At 68.7% G+C, this 838-nt stretch carries 1 protein-coding gene; it reads left to right on the forward strand.

Features of this window, described 5'->3' with window-relative positions; all coding sequences use genetic code 11:
• The coding region (locus H4F98_RS16645) for a right-handed parallel beta-helix repeat-containing protein (RefSeq protein WP_182688940.1) at positions 1–838 on the forward strand (838 nt) is incomplete at both ends.

Raw genomic sequence — 838 nt, forward strand, 5'->3', positions numbered from 1 at the left:
GCCACCAGCGCCGCCCGCTGCAAGCGCGACAGCGCGCCCTACGGCAAATGGGCCTCCTCCGGCATCACCGCCTCCAATTCCCGCAACGTCCACCTCCACGACCTCGACATCCATGGCCTGGCCAACCGCGGCATCGTCGCCGGCGGCCTCACCGACTGGACCGTGGAGAACGTCAAGATCGTCGCCAACGGCTGGGCCGGCTGGGACGGCGACATCGGTTCGGCCAGTTCCAACAGCGGCAACATCGTCCTGCGCGGGGTCGAGATCGCCTGGAACGGCTGCGGCGAGAAGCTCGACCGCAGCCCATGGGCCTGCTGGGCGCAGACCGCCGGCGGCTACGGCGACGGCCTGGGCACCGCGAAGACCGGCGGCCACTGGCTGATCGAGGATGCCTACATCCACCACAACACCTCCGACGGCCTGGACCTGCTGTACATGGACGGCGGCAGCAATTCGTCCGTCACCGTGCGCCGCACCCACGCGGTGGGCAATGCCGGCAACCAGATCAAGACCCTGGGCCGGGCGACGATCGAGAATTCCGTCGTCGTGGGCAACTGCGCCTATTTCGACGGCCGCGACTCGATGAAGTCCGACGACCAGTGCCGGGCGCTGGGCAACGCGATCTCCATCGGCCTGAGCAGCGGCCAGCCGGTGGTCCTGCGCCACAACACCATCACCGGCCAGGGCGACTGCCTGATCCTCAGCGAAGGCGGTTCTTCGTCCTCGACCCTGAGCATCCAGAACAACGTGCTCGTCGGCCAGGTCGACTGGCGCGGCAACGCGACCGGCAACCCCGGCGAGCTGGCCTGCGGCCACTACGCCTACAACTCCAGCGCGG

Source organism: Marilutibacter spongiae (genome assembly GCF_014145325.1).
In the GTDB taxonomy this organism is placed as follows: Bacteria; Pseudomonadota; Gammaproteobacteria; order Xanthomonadales; family Xanthomonadaceae; genus Marilutibacter; species Marilutibacter spongiae.